This is a genomic window from Streptomyces sp. NBC_00440 (assembly GCF_036014215.1).
Classification (GTDB): Bacteria; Actinomycetota; Actinomycetes; order Streptomycetales; family Streptomycetaceae; genus Streptomyces.
Genome location: NZ_CP107921.1, coordinates 8122782 through 8140994, shown reverse-complemented (window position 1 = coordinate 8140994; position 18213 = coordinate 8122782). Strand labels below are relative to the sequence as shown.

Here is an 18213-nt window from a genome sequence, read left to right as displayed (position 1 = left end):
CTTACATACAAGCCTTGTATGTAAGAATTTCCGCAGATGAAAGTGAGAAGGTGACGTCATGGCAGCCCCGCAGCGATCCACAAGATCCACCCCGCGCCGCACTCCCGCCGCACCGGCCGCGCCGGCGAAGGAGTCGGTCCGCGTCCGCGTGCACGCACTCCTGCGGTCCCGGATCACTTCCCTGGAGCTGCTGCCGGGCACCCCGCTCTCCGAGAACGAGCTCGCGACCGAGCTCGACGTCAGCCGCACCCCGGTGCGCGAGGCCCTGATCCTGCTCGGCGAGGAATCGCTGGTCGACGTCTTCCCGAAGCTCGGTACGTTCGTCTCCCGCATCAGCGTCGACGCCGTACTGGAGGCCCAGTTCATGCGCGAGGCGCTCGAACTGGCCGCGCTGCGCGAGGCGGTGGAGCGCGCCGACGCCGAGGACATCGCGGCTCTGCGTGCCATCCTCGACGCCCAGCGCGCAGCGCTCACGACCGCGGACCCGGACGCGTTCTTCGAACAGGACGAGGCGTTCCACCGCCGTCTGATGGAAGCCAGCGGATACCGCACGCTGTGGCGCACGGTCACCACCGCCAAGGCCCACCTCGACCGGGCCAGGCGCCTCAGCCTCCCCCTCCCCCACCGCATCGAGAACCTCATCGCCGAACACACAGCGGTGGTTGACGCACTGGAGCAGCGCGACGCCGGGAGCGCCGAGAAGGCGTTGCGCGGACATCTCCAGGGGGTCTTCGAGGACACCGGGACGATCCAGGCGAACCGCCCGGAACTCTTCGCCGAGCCGCACGGCGGAACGGCACCCGCCCGCCCCCGTGTCCATCCCGGACTGCGGACCTGACGACAGACCCCCGGCCGGGGGGGGACACAGCGGGACTGACGTCCGCCGGGCACCCAGACCCGTCGGTCCGCCGTCAGGTCGGGGGAGACCGCCCTCAAGGTGGCGTAGAGCTTCTCGCCAGGCCGGTGGGAGCACAGGGTCCCGGTCCGGCGGCGGAACTCTCACCACCGGTTGCCTGACGTCGTCCCGTTGCGCGTGCTGACCGGCTCCCCGGCCGGCCCACCTGGTGTTCGCGCTGGTGGGCGGGCTGTCAGAGTTTTACGGCGTGCAGGATCCGCATTCCCCTGGGGTCTGCTGCTTCGCGACGGACGTCAAGTCCCACCGCCCGGCACTGTTCGACCAGCCAGGAGGACAGGATCCGTACGCGATGTTCCGCCATCGCAGGCCGTCGGTCAACTGCCGCTGGGGTCCGCGTCAACAAGCAGGGCGACCAGCCGCTTTGCCTGGTCCTGGGGGTCCAGCGTGCCGGACCAGCTGGTCATCAGGAGGTGGTGGACGGTACCGACGAGGGCAAGCGCGACCGAGGTGGTGTCAGTGCTGTCCGCGATGCGGCCGAGCCGCTGTTCGGCCTCCAGGTAGGCGTTGATCGCATCCTGGATCGCTGTGAATCCCGGTGCGCCGCCCGCCAGCGCCTGGCGAACCCGGAGGAACGTGGCGGGACGGGTCATGGTGACCCCGATGACCGCGGGATCCAGGGAGGTCAGAAGTGCGAGCGCGGCCGCGGTGAGGTTGTCGGTCACGGTGGCATGCCCTGCTCGCCCCGGGAGTTCCCCGGCTTCTTGTGCAGTGCGCGCGAACCGGCTCAGGCACAGTTCGGCGACGAACTCGTCGAGTCCGTCGAAGTGAGCGTGCAACAGCCCCTTGGCGCAGCCCGCCTCGCCAGTGATCGCCCGGCTGGTCAGGGCCGCCGGGCCCTCGCGGGCCAGAACCCGCTCCGCAGCGTCGAAGAGCCGCTCACGAAGGTCGGGGATCGCCACTCCACGCGGTGACATAGGGCCTCTCCTGGTACGGGATGACGTCATGCGGCGCACCGGCGCACAAGGGGATTGCCAGTATGGGCGCACGCCCATACCGTTTGGGCGCATGCCCATTCTAGTCTCTGCAAGCGCAGCATCCAGCAGGAGGTCCCGAATGCAGAACATCGCCAACACCGGTCAGGCGAAGACGTGGAACGGTTACGAGGGCACTCACTGGGCCCAGAACCAGGATCGCTGGGACGCCGTGAACGGAGGTTTCAACGAACCCCTGCTCACCGCCGCCGCGATCGAAGAGGGCGACCGCGTCCTGGACATCGGCTGCGGAGCCGGAAGTACGACCAGGCTGGCCGCACGCCGAGCTCGGAGCGGCCGGGCCCTGGGCCTGGACCTGTCGGCGCCGATGCTGGCGCGAGCACGGGAGGCCGCACAACACGAAGGCCTCGGCAATGTGACCTTCGAGGAAGGGGACGCCCAGGTCCACGCCCTCGCACCAGGCGCATTCGACGTCGCGATCAGCCGCTTCGGGGTGATGTTCTTCGCTGATCCCGTCGCCGCCTTCGCCAACATCGGACGCGCTCTGCGCCCCGGTGGCCGCTTGGCGTTCGTCTGCGCCACAGCGGCCGACGGCAATGAATGGCTCCAGGCCATCGCGGCACTGCGCGACCTGCTGCCCGTGGGGGAGTTCGGTGCGCAGGGAAGCCCGGGAATGTTCTCCCTGGCGGACCCGGACCGTACCTGCGAAGTGATGGCCGCCGCCGGTTTCGAGCACATCGGCGCAGCGCACACGGAGGCGTTCGGGACATGGGGGCAGAACGCCGACGACGCGGCCGCCTTCCTGCTCGGTTCCGGCCCCGGACATCATCTGGTCAGCCAGGTCGCGCCCGAGGTCCAGGAGCGCGCCCGTCAGACGCTCACGGACACTCTGCGCCGCCACGAGGAGGCCGGTGCGCTGCGACTGCGCAGCACCGCCTGGCTGGTCACCGCCGACCGGCCGAAGTGACGAGTCACCCTGCGAACGCTGTTGGGCCGACGGGGCAGAACGCCGGATGCCACATGGCAGTACGGGACCTGCGCGGCCTTCAGGCCCACGCGTTGCCTCGCCCGGTCTCCGGCCACGCGGGGTGGCTTCCGTGGGGCCCTGCTCCTGCCCCCTACCCCACGGTCCAGCTGATGCCGCCGATACCGGTGCTGTAGAAGGCGCAGTGCCCGGACGACTCGCCCACCTGACCCGGCTGCACGGTCACGGAGTTCCCCGTCACGTCGGGGGCCATGCCGCAGATGATGTTGGCGTGGAAGGTGACGGGGCCGGGTGCCTGCGCGCGGACCACGTGGCGACCCGGCCTGTAGCGGTCCGGGGGCGGCACCTACGCTTCACGGGGAAAGGGCTGTCGTGAACAGTGGCAGGAACAGCGCTGCACCGCACCGGCCGCAGAAGAAGGACCCATGCCCACGCTTGCCGCACTCGTCCGCACGCTCGGAACGGATCTCGCCCCGGTCCGCCCGGCGGTCCCGCCGCCGCGCGAGGTCACCGCAGTGCATGTCAGCGAACTCGCCGACCCGACACCCTATCTCTCGGGGGGCGAACTCCTCCTGACGACCGGGATGTCCTTGTCCGGCCGCACCGCCCAGGCACGCGCCTACACAACCCGGCTCGCGAGCCGGGGCGTTGCCGCTCTCGCCATCGGCCTCGGGCCCTCCCACCAGCGCGTACCCGAGGCGCTGGCCGAGGCCTGCGTGGCAGTCGGCCTGCCTTTGCTGGTCGTGCCGGGACCCACCCCGTTCCTGGTCGTTGCCCGCACCTACTGGTCCCTGGTCGCGGCCGCCGGTCAGGAGCAGCTGGCCTCAGCGCTGGTCTCGCACCGTGAGCTCGTGCGGGCGGCGGCCGGGCCCAACCCGGTGCCGACCGTCGTCCGCACGCTGGCCGGCGCAGTAGCAGGCTGGGCTGCCCAACTGAGCGCGCAGGGAGAGGTCGTGGAGGTCTGGCCACGGGGGCGCCGGGCCAGCGCCCGCAAGACCAGCGCAGAGGTGGCCCGGCTCCGTGTCGCCGGTCCGCACTCCTCGGCCACGTTTCCGCTCGGGACCGATGACGTACTGCTCCAGCCCCTGACGAGCCGGGGCCGGCTCACCGGCTTCGTCGCCGTCGGCTGTCCAAGGCCCATGAACGGCCCCGACAGGCAGCTGACACTGACCGCCTGCGCCCTGCTCGCCCTGCAGAGCGAGCAGCACCGACGCCTCGTGGCGGGCACCCGGGCGACCCGCGCTTGCGTGGGCCGGCTCCTGATGGCGGGATTCGTCGACGCGGCCCGGGCCCTGGCAGCGGAACTGGCTCTGCCGGCGATCGTTCCACGTATGCGGCCTCTCGTGCTGGCCGTCGACGCCGGCCCGGGCGGCGAGGAGGTCCTCGACTCCCTGGAGATGTCTGTGGCCAGGGAGAGGCGGCACTTCCCGGCCGTTGTGGAAGCGGACCGCATCTTGATCCTTATCGATCCGTGCGACGCCCCAGCCGTCGTGGCCGCCGCACGGCCGCTGCTGGCCGGCCGCGTGCGAGCGGTGCTGGGCACCGAGACTGACGTGGCCGAGCTGCACCGGCAACTGCCGGCCCTCAACCGCACGCTGGCGGGCATTCCCGCCGGAACGCTCCGCGACCTGGCCGGCCAAGGCGTCGCGGCGGCCCCCGCCCTGGAGCCCCTGCTCGCTTACCGCCACGCCGACCTTGTGGGGACAGTGGCCGCCTATCTGCGCCACCGCGGCCAGTGGGAGCGCGCGGCAGCCGACCTCGGAGTGCACCGCAATACGCTGCGCCACCGCATCGGCAGGGCCGCCACGCTGCTGGACGCCGACCTGGACGATCCCGATGTCGCCAGCCGGCTCTGGCTCACCCTGCGAGAAGACGGACTGGCCTGACCCGGACCGGGTGTGTTTGCCGTGTGCCCCGTGCCGAGCCCGTGCTTTTCGAAGAGCGCGCGGCTTCGGAAAGGGCCGGCCAAGATCCCGGCCGGGAGTGTCGAGCGGGCGCGGGCTCTCGCTGATCGCCGCACGCGTCCCGCATGTGGGCGTTCTGACCGCAGTCCAGGAATTCTTGTGCGGATCGTCCCATGATTTGCCGGCCCACCGGTGCCTAGGTTGGCAGCCACCACATGGCCTCTGGCTTTCGGAAGGACCTCCCGTGACGACCGATGTCACCTCCCGGCCGCGCCCCGCGGCCGGACTGCCAAGTGCTCCAAGTGCTCCAAGTGCCCCGCCCGTGCAGGGATTCGAACCGCGGCGCGGTCCGCTCTCCCCGCGCTCCTCGACGGGCGCGGTACGGAGGGTGTCATGACCGGCCCCCTGGAAGGTGTCCTGGTGGCGGACTTCAGCCGCGTGCTCGCCGGACCGCTGTGCACGATGACCCTGGCCGATCTGGGCGCCACCGTGGTCAAGGTGGAACGGCCCGGTTCCGGCGACGACACCCGTTCCTGGGGCCCGCCGTGGTCGGCGACGTCCAGCACCTACTTCGAGAGCGTCAACCGCTCCAAGCTCAGCGCCGCGCTCGACCTCTCGGACCCCGGCGACCTTGCCCTGGCACAGGAGCTGGCCCGGCGCGCCGACGTACTGGTGGAGAACTTCCGTCCGGGAGCACTCGACCGCCTCGGTCTGGGCTACGAGCACGTCGCCGCGGCCAACCCAGGCGTCGTGTACTGCTCGGTGACCGGGTTCGGCAGCGGCGAGGGCTCCGACCTCCTCGGCTACGACTTCGTCGTGCAGGCTGTGGGCGGGCTGATGAGCATCACCGGGGACGCCGGCGGAGAGCCCACCAAGGCGGGTGTCGCCCTGGTGGACGTGCTCACCGGCAAGGACGCCGCCGTCGGCGTACTCGCCGCGCTGACGGAGCGCGCCCGGACGGGTCGCGGTTGCCGGGTGGAGGTCAATCTCCTCTCCAGCCTGCTGGGGTCACTGGTCAACCAGGCGCAGAGCTGTCTGGAGACCGGCCGCTCTCCGGAGCGGATGGGAAACCGCCACCCTTCGATCGCCCCGTACGAAACGCTGCGCTGCCGGGACGGGCTGCTCGCGGTGGCGTGCGGCAACGACGGGCAGTTCACCCGTCTCGCGGCGGCTCTGGGCCGGCCGGAGCTGGCGGACGACGCCCGCTTCGCCACCAACGCGGCCCGGGTCGGCCACCGGGCCGAGCTGGTCACGGCACTGGAGAGGCTGCTCGCTGCCGACGAATCCGCCGTCTGGCAGCAACGCCTCACCGAGGCGGGAGTCCCCGCGGGGAAGGTCGGCACCGTGGCCGACGGCTTCGCACTCGCCGAGCGCCTGGGCCTCTCCCCCACGGTCACCCCGGCCGGCGGCACACCCGTACCGCGGCACGCCGCCACCTACTCCACCGGCCTGGTCCGGCCGCCGACACCACCCCCGGCACTCGGCGCCGACGATTCCCTGGTCCGGGCCTGGCTGTCCGAACCCGGCAGCCCGCCCGTCCGCCGTCCCACGAACGAAAACGAGGTGACCTCATGACTCGATCGAACTCCCCGCGCACCAAGGCCGACCCGCTCGACCTGGCCGATATCGACGACCTGCTCAGTCCGGACGAGAAGGCCGTGCGCGCCGCCGTCCGGCAGGTCTGTGAGTCGTCGATCGACCCGTATGTCGCGGAGTGGTTCGAGGCGGGCGAGCTGCCCGCGATACGCGAACTCGCCAAGGAACTGGGCACCCTCGGTCTGCTCGGCATGCACCTCGACGGCTACGGCTGCGCGGGCATGAGCGCGGTCGACTACGGTCTCGCCTGCCTGGAGCTGGAGGCGAGCGACTCCGGAATCCGCTCACTGGTCAGCGTGCAGGGATCGCTGGCGATGTACGCGATCCGGCGGTTCGGCAGCGAGGAGCACAAGCAGCGGTGGCTGCCGCAGATGGCGTCCGGTGAGGCGATCGGCTGCTTCGGCCTCACCGAACCCGACCACGGCTCCGACCCCGGCAACATGCGCACGCGTGCCCGCCGCGACGGCGCCGACTGGGTGCTGGACGGCAGCAAGATGTGGATCACCAACGGCTCGGTCGCGGATGTCGCCGTGGTGTGGGCGCAGACCGGGGAAGGCGTACGCGGATTTGTCGTGCCGACCGGCACGCCCGGCTTCTCCGCCCACACCATCAAGCACAAGATGTCGCTCCGCGCCTCGGTGACCAGTGAGCTGTCGCTGGACGAGGTCCGGTTGCCGGCGGCTGCCGCCTTCCCGGAGGTACGTGGTCTGCGCGGACCGCTGTCCTGCCTCAACGAGGCCCGCTACGGCATCATCTGGGGTGCCATGGGGGCAGCCCGCAGCGCCTTCCGGACGGCGTTGACCTATGCCGGGGAGCGTTCGCAGTTCGGACGGCCGATCGGCGGCTTCCAGCTGACCCAGGCCAAGTTGGCCGACATGGCCGTGGAGCTCACCAACGGCACCCTGCTGGCCCTGCACCTGGGCCGCCGCAAGGACGCGGTGGGGCTGCGTCCGGAGCAGGTGAGCCTGGGCAAGCTCAACAACGTGAACAAGGCCCTGGAGATCTGCCGTACGGCGCGGACCGTTCTCGGCGCCAACGGGATCTCCTTGGAGTTCCCGGTGATCCGGCACATGAACAACCTGGAGTCCGTGCTGACTTACGAAGGCACTCCGGAGATGCACACCCTGGTCATCGGTCAGGCCCTGACCGGTCAGGCCGCCTTCCGCTGACGGCGCCACGGGACGCGCTCGCGGCGTAGCAGCGGGGCGGCGAAGTCGTCGGGCGGAAGGCCGACCACCCCGTCGCCCGGCCGTGGGCGCGAGGCATTCAGCAGACGTCAGGCGGACCGGGACGGTTCGGAAGCCTCCTGCTTCCCCGTACGGGCATCCTCGGTTCCGCCGGAAGCCGGGGGCCGCCCGGGCACCGACGGCGTCTCGATGCGCCAGGCGATGCGCTCTCGGTCCTGAACCAGACAGCGGTAGACGAAGAGCACGACGGAGAGCAGCAGGATGCCGACACCCACCAGGGTGTCCGTGGCGCCGCCGTAGCCGGCGAGGGACGGGTGGGTGACCCCGATCGCGAGGATCAGCAGGTTGAAGGCGAGCAGCAGCCAGGCGACCGGGACCCAGATCCGTCCACGGCGGATGGGGCGGGGCCAGTGGGGGCGGTCCCGGCGCAGCAGCAGGAAGGCCGCGACAGCCAGCGTGATCGCCACCAGGTAGCCGAAGTTGCTGGCCACCAGGATGGCCAGGGGCTCCCCGAGCAGCAGTACGACCAGGCTGTTGATGACCGCGTCCAGGGTGAGAGCCCTGCCGGGCACGCCCCAGCGGTTGAGGTGATCGAGTTGGCGGAGCGTCATTTTCTCGCGGGCCAGGCCGTACAGGGCGCGGCCGCCGTCCGCGGTGGTGGAGACCATCCCGAAGAACATCGAGACGATCAGTACCAGCACCCCGAGCGTGGAGAAGCCGCCGAGCGCCCGTTCCAGAGCGACAGCGAAGGAGCCGACCGGGTCGGCGCGGAAGGCGTCCTCGCCGATGGAGCCGATCATGGACAGTGGCACGACGAAGAAGATTCCCAGGGCGACCAGTGAGGTCCAGCGCAGCGCCTTCGCGGTGTCGCGGACGGTGTCCTGGTACTCCGGTGCGAACGAGGCGCAGATCTCGGTGCCGTAGGTGGACCACGCGGTGACGTAGAACCAGACCGCGAGCGTCATCCAGTTGCCGCCGTGGTACCAGGTCAGGCGCTGGACGTGCCAGGTGCCCGGGTGGAGCAGCGGCGCCGCGGCGACCACCACGAGCGCGGCGATGACGATCGCGGCAATGACCTTGCTCGTACCGGCGGCCAGTCTCGCGCCGAAGAAGTTGCACGCCCACCCGCAGGCGATGGCGGCCACGGCGACGAGTTCGGAAATCCCCAGGGGGTGGCCGAGGACATGGGTCGCGCCGGCGTGCGGGAACCACTGGGTCCGCACCAGGGCGCCGATCGCCGCCGCGTTCACCGCGATGCTGAACGACCAGCCGATCCAGTAGCCGAACGAGGCGACCGCTCCGAGCGGAGCGAAGTACCGTTTCCATCCCTCGATGGCGTAGCGGCTGACGCCACCCGACATTCCCGGGAACATCGCGGCGGTCTCCGCGAACAGCATGTTCTGCAGCAGGCCGACGACCGCGCCGCCGACCCAGAGCGCGATGGCGGTCCAGCCGCCGACCGCACCGATTCCGTAACCGACCGTCAGCAGAAGGCCGTTGGGGACGACCAGTGCGATGGCGAAGCCGTCGCGCCAGGTGAGCGTCTTGCGCAGCTCTGTGGCGTCGTTCTGATCCTGGTGCACGCCGATCACCCGTTCCTAGGGAGCACATCATTGTGTCGCCCGTCACAATAATGCTTTATTATTGGCTGGCAAGAGCCCGGAGGGACTTCCGATCAGCGGGGAGCGGCATGGACGCACAACGGGAACGCATTCTGCAGGCGGCGGCGGAGGTACTGGCCGAACGCGGCTTCGACGCGGGCCGGTTGCGGGACGTCGCCACCACGGCCGGACTGTCCATCGGCTCCCTTCAGCACTATTTCGAGACGCGCGACGCCCTGTTCCTCGAAGCCTTCGCCTGGTCCATCGACGATCTGATCGAGCGCTGGAGGAGGGTCGCCGTCGAGGCCGGCAGCGCGTGGCGCCGCTTCGAGCTGCTGGTCCAGGCACTCACCTCCGACCCGGACCTCACCCGTCGCTGTGCGACCTGGACCGAGTTCTGCGCCAGCGCCTCCCGACGGGAGGAACTCCGGGACGGGGTGCGCCGGGTGCACGCCGAGTGGCAGACGCTGATGTCCGAGATCGTCCACACGGGCCTGCGCAGCGAGGAGTTCACCCCGGTGCTGCCGGTGGACCTCGCGATCGGGTCACTGGTGGTGATGGTCGACGGCTGCGAATTGGCCGTCGCGTCCGGGGGCGGGCTCACCGCAGAACGCTACGCCGAGCTGCTGCTCGGCACCGCGCGCGCCGTACTCGGCGTACGCGCCTAGGTCTCAGGGAGGACGTCCATGGCAGTGCAGTTCCCTCATCTGTTCAGCCCGCTGCGCATCGGCCCGGTGACGGTGCGCAATCGAATCCTGTCCTCGGGGCACGACACCGTACTGGTCCGGGACGGCGCGGTCACCGAGGACCTGATCGCCTACCACGAGGCCCGCGCCGCAGGCGGTACGGGTCTGATCGTGCTCCAGGTCTCCGGGGTGCACGAGTCGGCCCGCTACACCACCCACGTACTGATGGCCACGGAGGATGACTGCGTCCCGGCCTATGCCCGTCTCGCCCGGGCTGTGCAGCAGCACGGGGCGAAGGTCTTCGGGCAGCTGTTCCACCCCGGCCGGGAGATCCTGGAGTCCAAGGACGGCAGCGCACCGGTCGCCTGGGCGCCGTCCGCCACCCCGAGCGAGCGCTTCCATGTCATGCCGCGTGCCATGACCGGGGCCGAGATCGAGGAGGTACTGGACGGGTACGGTCAGGCGGCCCGCCGGCTGCGCGAGGCCGGGCTGGACGGTGTCGAGGTCGTCGCCAGCCACGGGTACCTGCCGGCGCAGTTCCTCAACCCCGAGGTCAACGTACGCAGCGACGGCTGGGGTGGCGACGACCAGGGCCGGCTGCGGTTCCTGCGCGAGTCGCTGCGCAGGGTACGGGAACAGGCCGGGCCCGGTTTCGTGGTCGGTCTGCGCATCTCCGGCGACGAGTTGAGCCACGACGGCCTCGGCGCCGAACTGGTCCTCGCGGCCGTCGCCGAACTCGACGCCGAAGGTCTGCTCGACTACGTGTCGGTCTGCGCGGGCAGCTCGGCCAGCCTGTCCGGTGCGCAGCACATCGCCCCGCCCATGTTCCACGAGGCCGGCTACACGGCGCCGCTCGCGGCCAGGGTACGTGCCGTGGTCGGAGTTCCCGTCATGGTGGCCGGGCGGATCAACCAGCCCCAGGAGGCCGAGCAGATCATCGCGGGCGGGCAGGCCGACGCCTGTGCGATGACCAGGGCGCTGATCTGCGACCCGGAGCTGCCGGTCAAGGCAGCCGAGGACCGCACCGAGGAGATCCGCGCCTGCATCGGTTGCAACCAGGCCTGTATCGGGCATTTCCAGCTCGGGTACCCGATCTCGTGCATTCAGCACCCGGAGACCGGGCGCGAACGCCGCTTCGGAGTGCTGCCGACCATCACCCGACGGAAGAAGGTGCTGGTCGTGGGCGGCGGACCGGCCGGTCTCAAAGCGGCGGCGGTGGCCGCGGCGCGCGGCCACGAGGTGGAGCTGCACGAAGCGGGCCGGCGCGTCGGTGGCCAGGTGCTGCTCGCCGAACAGCTGCCAGGGCGGGCCGAGTTCGGTGGGGCGATCACCAACCTGGAGGGCGAGGCACGGCGTTCGGGAGTCCGTATCCTGGTGGGGTCGCGGGTGGATGCCGGGGCCGTGGCCTCCGTGGCTCCGGACGCGGTGGTACTCGCGACGGGCGCACGCCCGCGCACGGCGAAGCTGGAGCTGATCGACGACCCGGTGGTACTGGACGCGTGGGAGGTGATCCGGGGCGGTGAGGTGCCGCGCGGGCGGATCGTGGTCGCGGACTGGCGCGGCGACTGGATCGGCATCGGGGTCGCACTCCGGCTCGCCGGCCAGGGCCGGAAGGTGACGCTCTGCGTGACGGGCTTCGCGGCGGGCGAGCACCTGCAGCAGTACGTCCGCTCCGCCATGCTGGGGGAGGCGGCGCGGGCGCGCATCGACATCGTGCCCAACGTGCGGCTGTACGGCGCGGATTCCGACACCGTCTACCTCCAGCACACTCTGACGGAGGAGCCTGTGCTGCTCGACGGTGTCGCGGCCGTGGTGCTCGCCCAGGGCCATGTGCCGGTCAACGAGGTCGATCCCGTGGCCGTCGGGATCGCGCCCGGACAGGTCTTCACCATCGGCGACTGTGTCACTCCGCGCACCGTCGAGGAAGCGGTGCTGGAGGGCCTCACCGTGGCAGCCGAGTTGTGACCCGGACTGTCACAGGCGGCAAGTAGCCTCAGGATCATTCGTGCCCGAGGGGCACAGCGACCGCGAGGCCGGCACTTCGCCCTGCGGGGTCCAGCCCGCGACGCGGGTACGTGCGTGGCCGAAGTGGGTGAGCCTGCGCGGCGGGCCGCCGTCGAGCGGGGCGGCGTACACCTCCGGTACGCCGTCGCGGGACGAGGTCCAGGCGAGCAGGGCGGCGTCCGGCGAGATGCAGAGGTGGCCGACCCGGGCCCGGCGGTCGTCGGTCGGGCGCCGGGCTCGGCCACCGGCTGCCGGGACGCTCCATACCTCGCTGTCGGCGGTGAAGACCAAAGGGTGAAGCCCATCCCGCCCGGCGTTGGGACGATCGGACGCACTGCGCGGGACGCCAAGGGAGCACTCACCGGCGATCGGGCTGAACGGGCGGAACAGGCGGAACGGGGTGAACCGGCGGGGCGGGCTCGGCAGGTTGGGCGGGCCTGCCGGGCAGAGGTTCGTCAACGTCGATCCCGCCCGAGTGTTGCGCCGTCATGGACAGTGCAGGCAGGGCCGGTTCGGGCAGGGTTCGCAGGAGCAGCCAACTCACCACCGGCAGCACGACGAGCGGAGCCAGCGCCGTACGAAGGGATGTCGCGTCGGCGACAGCACCGATGAGCGGACTGGCGAGACCACCGATGCTCACGGTCAGGCCAAGAGTGATCCCGCTGGCCGTGCCGACCCGGGAGGGCAAGTAGTCCTGACCGAGGGTGACCTGGAGCGAGAACGGTACGTAGAGGCCGGCGGAGGCCAGCGCCACGAACAGGTAGAGCACCGGACCCGGGACGGTCACGATCCCGGCCACGGCGACCGCCGTCGCGAGATACGACCAGCGCGCCACGGTCACCCGGTCCCACCGGGTGGCCAGCTTGCCGCCCAGCACGGAACCCACCGCACCGCCCAGGTAGAGCACGAACAGTGCGGCGGTGCCCGCCGGCGTACTGCCTCCCATGCGCTGCCTGGCATAGAGCGAGATGAAGGTGCTCAGTCCGATGAAGACGATGGAACGGCAGACCACCACGAGTGAGAGCTTGACGAACGAAGTACGGTCATCACGCCCCGCCTTCGCCGCCGCACCGGCACGCCCCGCCCCGTTCCTCTCCAGCGCCCGCAATGCCGGCAGACAGAGCACACTGCCGACCACGGCCGGAATCACGAGCAGCGGCGAGAGCCGCAGGCCACCGGTCACCACGACGGCCGACACCATGAGCGGCGCCGCCGCAAACCCGAGATTGCCGCCGAGAGAGAACCACGCCATACCGCTGTGGCTGCCGCCGCCGGCCAGCCGCGCGACCCGAGCCGACTCGGGGTGGTAGGCCGCCACTCCGAGCCCGGACAGCGCGACGAACACCAACGTCAGCTTGTACGAGCCACTCACACCGCTGAGTGCGATCCCCACGCCGCCGAGCAAGGTGCTCACCGGCAGCAGCCACGGCATCGCCCACTTGTCGGTCAGCAGACCGAACACGGGCTGAGCCACCGATGACAGCAGTGACGCGGCGAGGACAATCCCGGACACGGCGGCATAGCTGTAGGCACGTTCGGCAACGAAGAACGGCACGAGCGCGGCCACCGCACCCTGGTACACATCCACGCAGGCGTGACCGACAGACAGCAGAGGGATCAACTTATTCCTGGACACACATCCATGCTCGGCATCCCGGGGCTGTCGCACTTCCAATATTCTGCCAACCAGTGCCGGAAAACCGCCACGCCTCGGAGACGGCGTTCTGGAGGCGGCCGGTACATCCCTCACATTCCTCCTGACGCGAGGGGAGCTCGGGGTCGCGCGCTTACCCGAAAGGTAATTGCCGGGCGCTCACGACGCCGCCGAGAATGGCGTTGTCCGCACCACAGCGATACGGACCCCGTAGATACAGCTACAGAAGCCCGGAAAGACCTGGCGGAACACCGTAGTTGAGCAGTGGAGAGGAATCGCACGTGCCCACAACAACCACGCCCATGACCACCCGCACCCTGGTGGAGGAGCTGCTGCGCCGGATCGGTGAGGGCGACCCCGAGCGGATCGCCGAGCTGTACGCCGAGAAGGGCGACTGGAAACTGGACTGGCCGGAGGCCGAGCACGGGCGCTCGGCCACACCGTGGATCCGCCACCGGTCCACCCGGGCCGATGCCGCCGCGCACTACCGCGAGTTGGCGGAGCACCATGTTCCCGGGCTCGCGGCCACCGAGATCGAGCGCATCCTCATCGACAGCAGCGACGCGGTCGTGCTCGGCGAGATCCGCCAGACCGCCCTGCCCACCGGACGCGCCTACCGGGCCCGGTTCGCGCTGCACCTCACGGTCGAGGGCGGCCTCGTCACCCGGCACCACGTCTACGAGGACAGTCTCGCCGTCACCCAGGCGTTCGAGACCTCGTGATGCGCGACCGCCGGAATCCCCTTGGTGACACGCCAGTCCCGTGCCAGGATCTGGCGCATGTCAGTTCGATACCCGCGCCCCCTTCGCCCCGGTGACCGTGTCGGCATCACTTCCCCTTCGAGCGGAGTGGCGGAGGATCTGCGTGAACGGCTGGATGTGGCGATTCGCACGGTTGAGTCCCGTGGATACCAGGTGGTCGTCGGGCGCTGCATGGATGGATCCGGCCATGTCAGCGCCCCGGCGGCCGACCGCGCGCACGAGCTGACGTCGATGCTGGCGGATCCCGGTATCCGGGCCGTGGTGCCGCCGTGGGGCGGTGAGACCGCGATCGACCTGATGCCCCTGCTCGACTGGGACCGGTTGCGTACGGCCGAGCCGACCTGGCTCGTCGGCTATTCCGACCTGTCGACTGTCCTCACACCGCTGACCCTCCTCACCGGGACGGCGACCATCCACGGGAACAACCTGATGGACACCCCCTACGAGGTGCCCGCAGGGCTGCTGTCATGGCTCGACGTCGCCGCCGCACCGCGAGGACACCAGTTCACGCAGACCCCGCCGAACCGCCACCGCACCACGGGATGGGACGACTTCCGCACCGAGCCGAAGGCGTGCACGTACCTGCTCGACACCCCCGGCAGGTGGACCAGGCTGGACGGCCACGGCGATGTGGATATTGAAGGGCGTCTGATCGGGGGCTGCATCGAAACCCTGTGCAACCTCGCGGGGACGCCGTACCTCGATGTCCCGACCTTCGCCCGGGCCGAGTCCCCGGAGGGGCTGCTCGTGTACGTCGAGGCGACGGGCGACGACGCGTTCACCATCTGCAGGAACCTGCACGGAATGCGGCTGGCCGGCTTCTTCGATGACGCGAACGCCGTGCTCGTCGGCCGTACCGCCGCGCCGGACTCCGCGTCGCTCACCCAACACCAAGCGGTGCTGGACGCACTCGGGCCGCTGGACGTGCCGATCATCGCCGATGTCGAATGCGGTCACGTCCCGCCGTATATGCCGATCGTCAATGGCGCACGCGGCAGGGTCGTGCACACGTCGGACCGCAGCGAACTCACTCAGACACTGGACTGATGTTCGCACATCCACCACTACGTCATCGGCGGGCGCCCGCCCAGGGGTACGGCCTTCGGAACCGGCAGTGTCCGTCCCACCCGGGCGAGCGGTGACAGGACCATCAGCACCGGCGACACCATCATGCCGGCGGCTGTCACCAGGAGACTCGTGCGCAGCCCCCACTGCTGGACGAGACAGCCACCGAGCAGAGAGCCCAGCGGGGTCAGGCCCATGCCGGCGAACGTGATCGTCGCTGTGACGCGACCCTGCATCCCCTCCGGAGTAACGGCCTGCCGGAGAGACATGGCCGTGACGTTCACCAGCTGGCCGAAGGTGCCGAACACGAAGTTGACCGACAGGAGCGCGGCCATCGTCCCCCCTGAGGGACCGTGCAGCAGGGGCACACACAGCATCGCCCCGTCCCCGAGCACCGCAGCGCCCACAAGCACGGCGCCATGACCGAACCGGCCCGGCAGCCGGGCGGCGAGCAGCGACCCCAGGAGCGCGCCCGGACCCGTCGCGGCGAGCGCCAGGCCGACGGCGGCCCCCGAAAGGTGCAGTTCCCTCGGCAGGAAGAGCAGATAGACGGTCATCATGGCGGCGAAGGAGAACTGGAAGGCGGCCGAGGCGAGGCCCACGATCCGCAGCCAGGTATCGCCGACGACGAAGCGCAGACCCTGATGGATCCGCAGCCATACCCGAGGGGGTTCCGGATTCTCCGCCTTCACCGGGACCGATGCGACCGACGAGGCCGACGGGACCGCTTCGCGGCGCCGGATCCGCCCGATCGACAGGACCGACAGCACGAAGAACCCAGCGCTGCACGCGGCCCCGACGGGCGCCGACAGAAGCGACACCATCGCACCCCCGAGTGCGGGGCCGCCCATCTGAGCCGCTGACCGGCAGCCCTCCAGCGCGCTGTTGCCCCGTACCAGTTGATCGCGTCGTACCAGCCGTACGAGAGACGCCTGGTACGCCACATCGAAGTACACGGACAGGGTTCCGGAAACGAAGGCGACCACGAGCAGTGCCGGCAGGCCGAGTCCGCCCAGGAGGCCGGCCAGCGCGGCGCCGCCCAGCGCCAGTGCCCGGCCCGCGTCCGTCAGCACCATCACCGTGCGGGCCTGCCGTCTGTCGACCCAAGCGCCGGCGAAGAGCGAGAACAGCAGGATCGGCGCCTGCCCCACCGCGCGGAGGACGCCCAGCTGGCCGGCGTCCGTGTCGAGCGTCAGTACGGCGATCAGCGGCAGGACCACCAGGCTTGTCTGCTCGCCGATTTGGGAGGATGCCTGGCCGAGCCAGAGCCTTCGGAAGTCCCGGTCCCTCCACAGGCGGGACGGAACCGGCCGGCCGGCATCGGGTACATCGGATACAGCTGAGGAATCGGACGACACAGTGTGCCCCTTGGGGGTACCGAGAACGAGGCCCGCCACCCGGCGCACGGCAGGTGCACCGGCGGTTCAGGGAGGGGAAGGCTCGCTGTGCCGCGGATCTGAGGCAGCACGCGATGACAGGCCGCTCAACGGCCTACGGCGTCAACGCGCGCTCGGACGACCGGGCATGGGCTGGCTCCTCGTCGGTCTCGGTACCCGCACATTAGCCCGCGGCGGCCCGGCACGAAAGGCAGTGGGGAGTTGGTCGTCGACGAACCGGCGAGCGGAACATCGCAGCCGGATACGCGCGCATCCGGCACGGGGATACGGATGTGACCTGTCCCGCGATCCACGCGGTTCGGGAACCCCGGCGCGCCCTCGGCCATCTCCCTCACCGGACCGGGGCCCGGGGCGGGCAGCAATGCCCCTGCGGCTCCTCGTTATCCGGAGACGAGAATCTGATGAGCCTTACGGGGACACCCTTCTTCCTGACGTCGATCGTGCTGGTGGCGGCGGCACTCGCGTTTCCGCTGCTGTTCTGGGGGCGGATCCGCGGTCCCGGCGCGGTGCGGCACACCGCACGACTGGCCATGCTGGTCGTCGTCCAGGCCACCGGGGTGCTCCTGGTGTTCGTGATCGTCAACAACTCCAACGGCCTCTACGACAACTGGGCCGACCTCCTCGGCACCGGCAACCACGTGCATGCCGCCGCCGATCTCGGCCCGGACGGAACCGGCGGCAAGTCAGTCAGGAGCGAGCCACGGATCAAGCAGAAGTTCCACCCGGCCGGCGACCCCCGGATGGGCCCCGGAGTGCAGGTGACCCAGCTCAAGGGCCGGATCTCCGGTGTTGAGGGCGAGGTCTACGTCTGGCTGCCGCCGCAGTACGGTCAACCGGCCTACCGGCACCGGAGCTTCCCGGTGGTCGAAGTGCTCCCCGGCTACCCCGGTTCCGCACGGGCCTGGTTCGGGAGCCTGCACGTCAACACGCAGCTCGCACCGATGATGCAGCGCGGTGACGTGGCCCCGTACATCATCGTCGCGCCCCGGACGACGCTGCTGGGCAACGTCGACACCGGCTGCGCCAACATCCCCGGCAAGGTCAACGCCGACACCTGGCTCAGTGTTGACGTACACAAGATGGTGACGGACAACTTCCGGGCCGAGCGCCGGCCGGCCGGCTGGGCCGTCGCGGGCTACTCGGCCGGCGCGCACTGCGCGGTCGAACTGGCTGTCCGGCACCCGGACCGCTACCGTGCCGCGATCGGTCTGTCCGGCTACAACGACCCGGTCGGCGAACCTGCCTCGCTCACCGCTCGGACACTTCAGCTGCGTAACCGGAACAACCCGTGGAAAATCCTCCGGCACGACCGGGTTCCGCCCAGGGTGGCGCTGTTCGTCTCCGGTGCGTCCGGTGACGGCTACCAGGGTGCGGTGGCCCTCAGGCAGGCGGCCAGACGCCCGACGACCGTCCAGGCCGTGAGACTGCCCGCCGATGCGGGCGGGCACGCCACCGCGGTCTGGAGGCAACAGGTTCCGGACGTTTTCCGCTGGCTGACGCACCAAGTGCCGATGCGCTGACGGGA

At 70.3% G+C, this 18213-nt stretch carries 16 protein-coding genes; 10 read left to right on the top strand and 6 right to left on the bottom strand.

Annotation, left to right across the window (positions count from 1 at the left end):
* The first annotated feature begins 58 nt into the window (after positions 1–58).
* A complete protein-coding gene (locus OHB13_RS36085; RefSeq protein WP_328379996.1) occupies positions 59–838 on the top strand; it encodes a GntR family transcriptional regulator in 780 nt (259 codons plus the stop codon).
* 392 nt (positions 839–1230) lie between these two features.
* Here the strand turns inward: OHB13_RS36085 and OHB13_RS36080 are convergent, their stop codons facing one another.
* Complete coding sequence (locus OHB13_RS36080) at positions 1231–1830, bottom strand: TetR/AcrR family transcriptional regulator (protein WP_328379995.1); 600 nt, start codon at positions 1828–1830, stop codon at positions 1231–1233.
* Positions 1831–1969: 139 nt separating this feature from the next.
* On the opposite strand from OHB13_RS36080, the gene OHB13_RS36075 reads away from it, so the two are divergent.
* A complete protein-coding gene (locus OHB13_RS36075) occupies positions 1970–2815 on the top strand; it encodes a class I SAM-dependent methyltransferase (RefSeq protein WP_328379994.1) in 846 nt (281 codons plus the stop codon).
* A 151-nt stretch (positions 2816–2966) separates the two neighbouring features.
* Here OHB13_RS36075 and OHB13_RS36070 read toward each other — a convergent pair whose 3' ends face one another.
* A complete protein-coding gene (locus OHB13_RS36070) occupies positions 2967–3143 on the bottom strand; it encodes a hypothetical protein (protein ID WP_328379993.1) in 177 nt (58 codons plus the stop codon).
* Between the two features lie 115 nt (positions 3144–3258).
* Between OHB13_RS36070 and OHB13_RS36065 the strand changes: the two genes are divergently transcribed.
* From OHB13_RS36065 to OHB13_RS36055, 3 genes are all read left to right on the top strand, one after another.
* Positions 3259–4719, top strand: a complete 1461-nt coding sequence (locus tag OHB13_RS36065) for a PucR family transcriptional regulator (protein ID WP_328379992.1) — start codon at positions 3259–3261, stop codon at positions 4717–4719.
* A 411-nt stretch (positions 4720–5130) separates the two neighbouring features.
* Entirely contained in the window at positions 5131–6312 is a 1182-nt protein-coding gene (locus tag OHB13_RS36060; RefSeq protein WP_328379991.1) for a CaiB/BaiF CoA transferase family protein, read from the top strand.
* A complete protein-coding gene (locus OHB13_RS36055) occupies positions 6309–7502 on the top strand; it encodes an acyl-CoA dehydrogenase family protein (protein WP_328379990.1) in 1194 nt (397 codons plus the stop codon). Before OHB13_RS36060 ends, OHB13_RS36055 begins: the two co-directional genes overlap by 4 nt.
* A gap of 107 nt (positions 7503–7609) precedes the next feature.
* Here OHB13_RS36055 and OHB13_RS36050 read toward each other — a convergent pair whose 3' ends face one another.
* Positions 7610–9103 (bottom strand): APC family permease, encoded by a 1494-nt coding sequence (locus OHB13_RS36050; protein WP_328379989.1) that lies wholly within the window; start codon positions 9101–9103, stop codon positions 7610–7612.
* Positions 9104–9210: 107 nt separating this feature from the next.
* Between OHB13_RS36050 and OHB13_RS36045 the strand changes: the two genes are divergently transcribed.
* On the top strand, positions 9211–9789 hold the full coding sequence (locus OHB13_RS36045; RefSeq protein ID WP_266861446.1) for a TetR/AcrR family transcriptional regulator: 579 nt from the start codon (positions 9211–9213) through the stop codon (positions 9787–9789).
* 18 nt (positions 9790–9807) lie between these two features.
* On the top strand, positions 9808–11772 hold the full coding sequence (locus tag OHB13_RS36040) for an oxidoreductase (protein WP_328379988.1): 1965 nt from the start codon (positions 9808–9810) through the stop codon (positions 11770–11772).
* A 9-nt stretch (positions 11773–11781) separates the two neighbouring features.
* On the opposite strand, the gene OHB13_RS36035 is transcribed toward OHB13_RS36040, so the two are convergent.
* Complete coding sequence (locus OHB13_RS36035; protein WP_328379987.1) at positions 11782–12102, bottom strand: hypothetical protein; 321 nt, start codon at positions 12100–12102, stop codon at positions 11782–11784.
* Positions 12103–12169: 67 nt separating this feature from the next.
* Positions 12170–13447, bottom strand: a complete 1278-nt coding sequence (locus OHB13_RS36030; RefSeq protein ID WP_266862151.1) for an MFS transporter — start codon at positions 13445–13447, stop codon at positions 12170–12172.
* 320 nt (positions 13448–13767) lie between these two features.
* Between OHB13_RS36030 and OHB13_RS36025 the strand changes: the two genes are divergently transcribed.
* Positions 13768–14187 (top strand): nuclear transport factor 2 family protein, encoded by a 420-nt coding sequence (locus OHB13_RS36025; RefSeq protein WP_328379986.1) that lies wholly within the window; start codon positions 13768–13770, stop codon positions 14185–14187.
* Positions 14188–14244: 57 nt separating this feature from the next.
* Complete coding sequence (locus OHB13_RS36020; RefSeq protein WP_328379985.1) at positions 14245–15273, top strand: S66 family peptidase; 1029 nt, start codon at positions 14245–14247, stop codon at positions 15271–15273.
* A 17-nt stretch (positions 15274–15290) separates the two neighbouring features.
* On the opposite strand, the gene OHB13_RS36015 is transcribed toward OHB13_RS36020, so the two are convergent.
* The gene (locus OHB13_RS36015) at positions 15291–16586 is read right to left on the bottom strand and encodes an MFS transporter (RefSeq protein WP_328380474.1); all 1296 of its coding nucleotides are present in this window, start codon (positions 16584–16586) and stop codon (positions 15291–15293) included.
* Between the two features lie 503 nt (positions 16587–17089).
* Here OHB13_RS36015 and OHB13_RS36010 point away from each other — a divergent pair.
* Positions 17090–18208, top strand: coding sequence for an alpha/beta hydrolase (locus OHB13_RS36010; RefSeq protein WP_328379984.1), 1119 nt, complete (start codon positions 17090–17092; stop codon positions 18206–18208).
* Positions 18209–18213 lie beyond the last annotated feature (5 nt).

Coding starts and splice junctions, on each gene's coding strand:
- OHB13_RS36085 (WP_328379996.1), top strand. CDS start 59: ATGGCAGCCCCGCAGCGATCCACAAGATCCACCCCGCGCCGCACTCCC.
- OHB13_RS36080 (WP_328379995.1), bottom strand. CDS start 1,830: ATGTCACCGCGTGGAGTGGCGATCCCCGACCTTCGTGAGCGGCTCTTC.
- OHB13_RS36075 (WP_328379994.1), top strand. CDS start 1,970: ATGCAGAACATCGCCAACACCGGTCAGGCGAAGACGTGGAACGGTTAC.
- OHB13_RS36065 (WP_328379992.1), top strand. CDS start 3,259: ATGCCCACGCTTGCCGCACTCGTCCGCACGCTCGGAACGGATCTCGCC.
- OHB13_RS36060 (WP_328379991.1), top strand. CDS start 5,131: ATGACCGGCCCCCTGGAAGGTGTCCTGGTGGCGGACTTCAGCCGCGTG.
- OHB13_RS36055 (WP_328379990.1), top strand. CDS start 6,309: ATGACTCGATCGAACTCCCCGCGCACCAAGGCCGACCCGCTCGACCTG.
- OHB13_RS36045 (WP_266861446.1), top strand. CDS start 9,211: ATGGACGCACAACGGGAACGCATTCTGCAGGCGGCGGCGGAGGTACTG.
- OHB13_RS36040 (WP_328379988.1), top strand. CDS start 9,808: ATGGCAGTGCAGTTCCCTCATCTGTTCAGCCCGCTGCGCATCGGCCCG.
- OHB13_RS36025 (WP_328379986.1), top strand. CDS start 13,768: ATGACCACCCGCACCCTGGTGGAGGAGCTGCTGCGCCGGATCGGTGAG.
- OHB13_RS36020 (WP_328379985.1), top strand. CDS start 14,245: ATGTCAGTTCGATACCCGCGCCCCCTTCGCCCCGGTGACCGTGTCGGC.
- OHB13_RS36010 (WP_328379984.1), top strand. CDS start 17,090: ATGAGCCTTACGGGGACACCCTTCTTCCTGACGTCGATCGTGCTGGTG.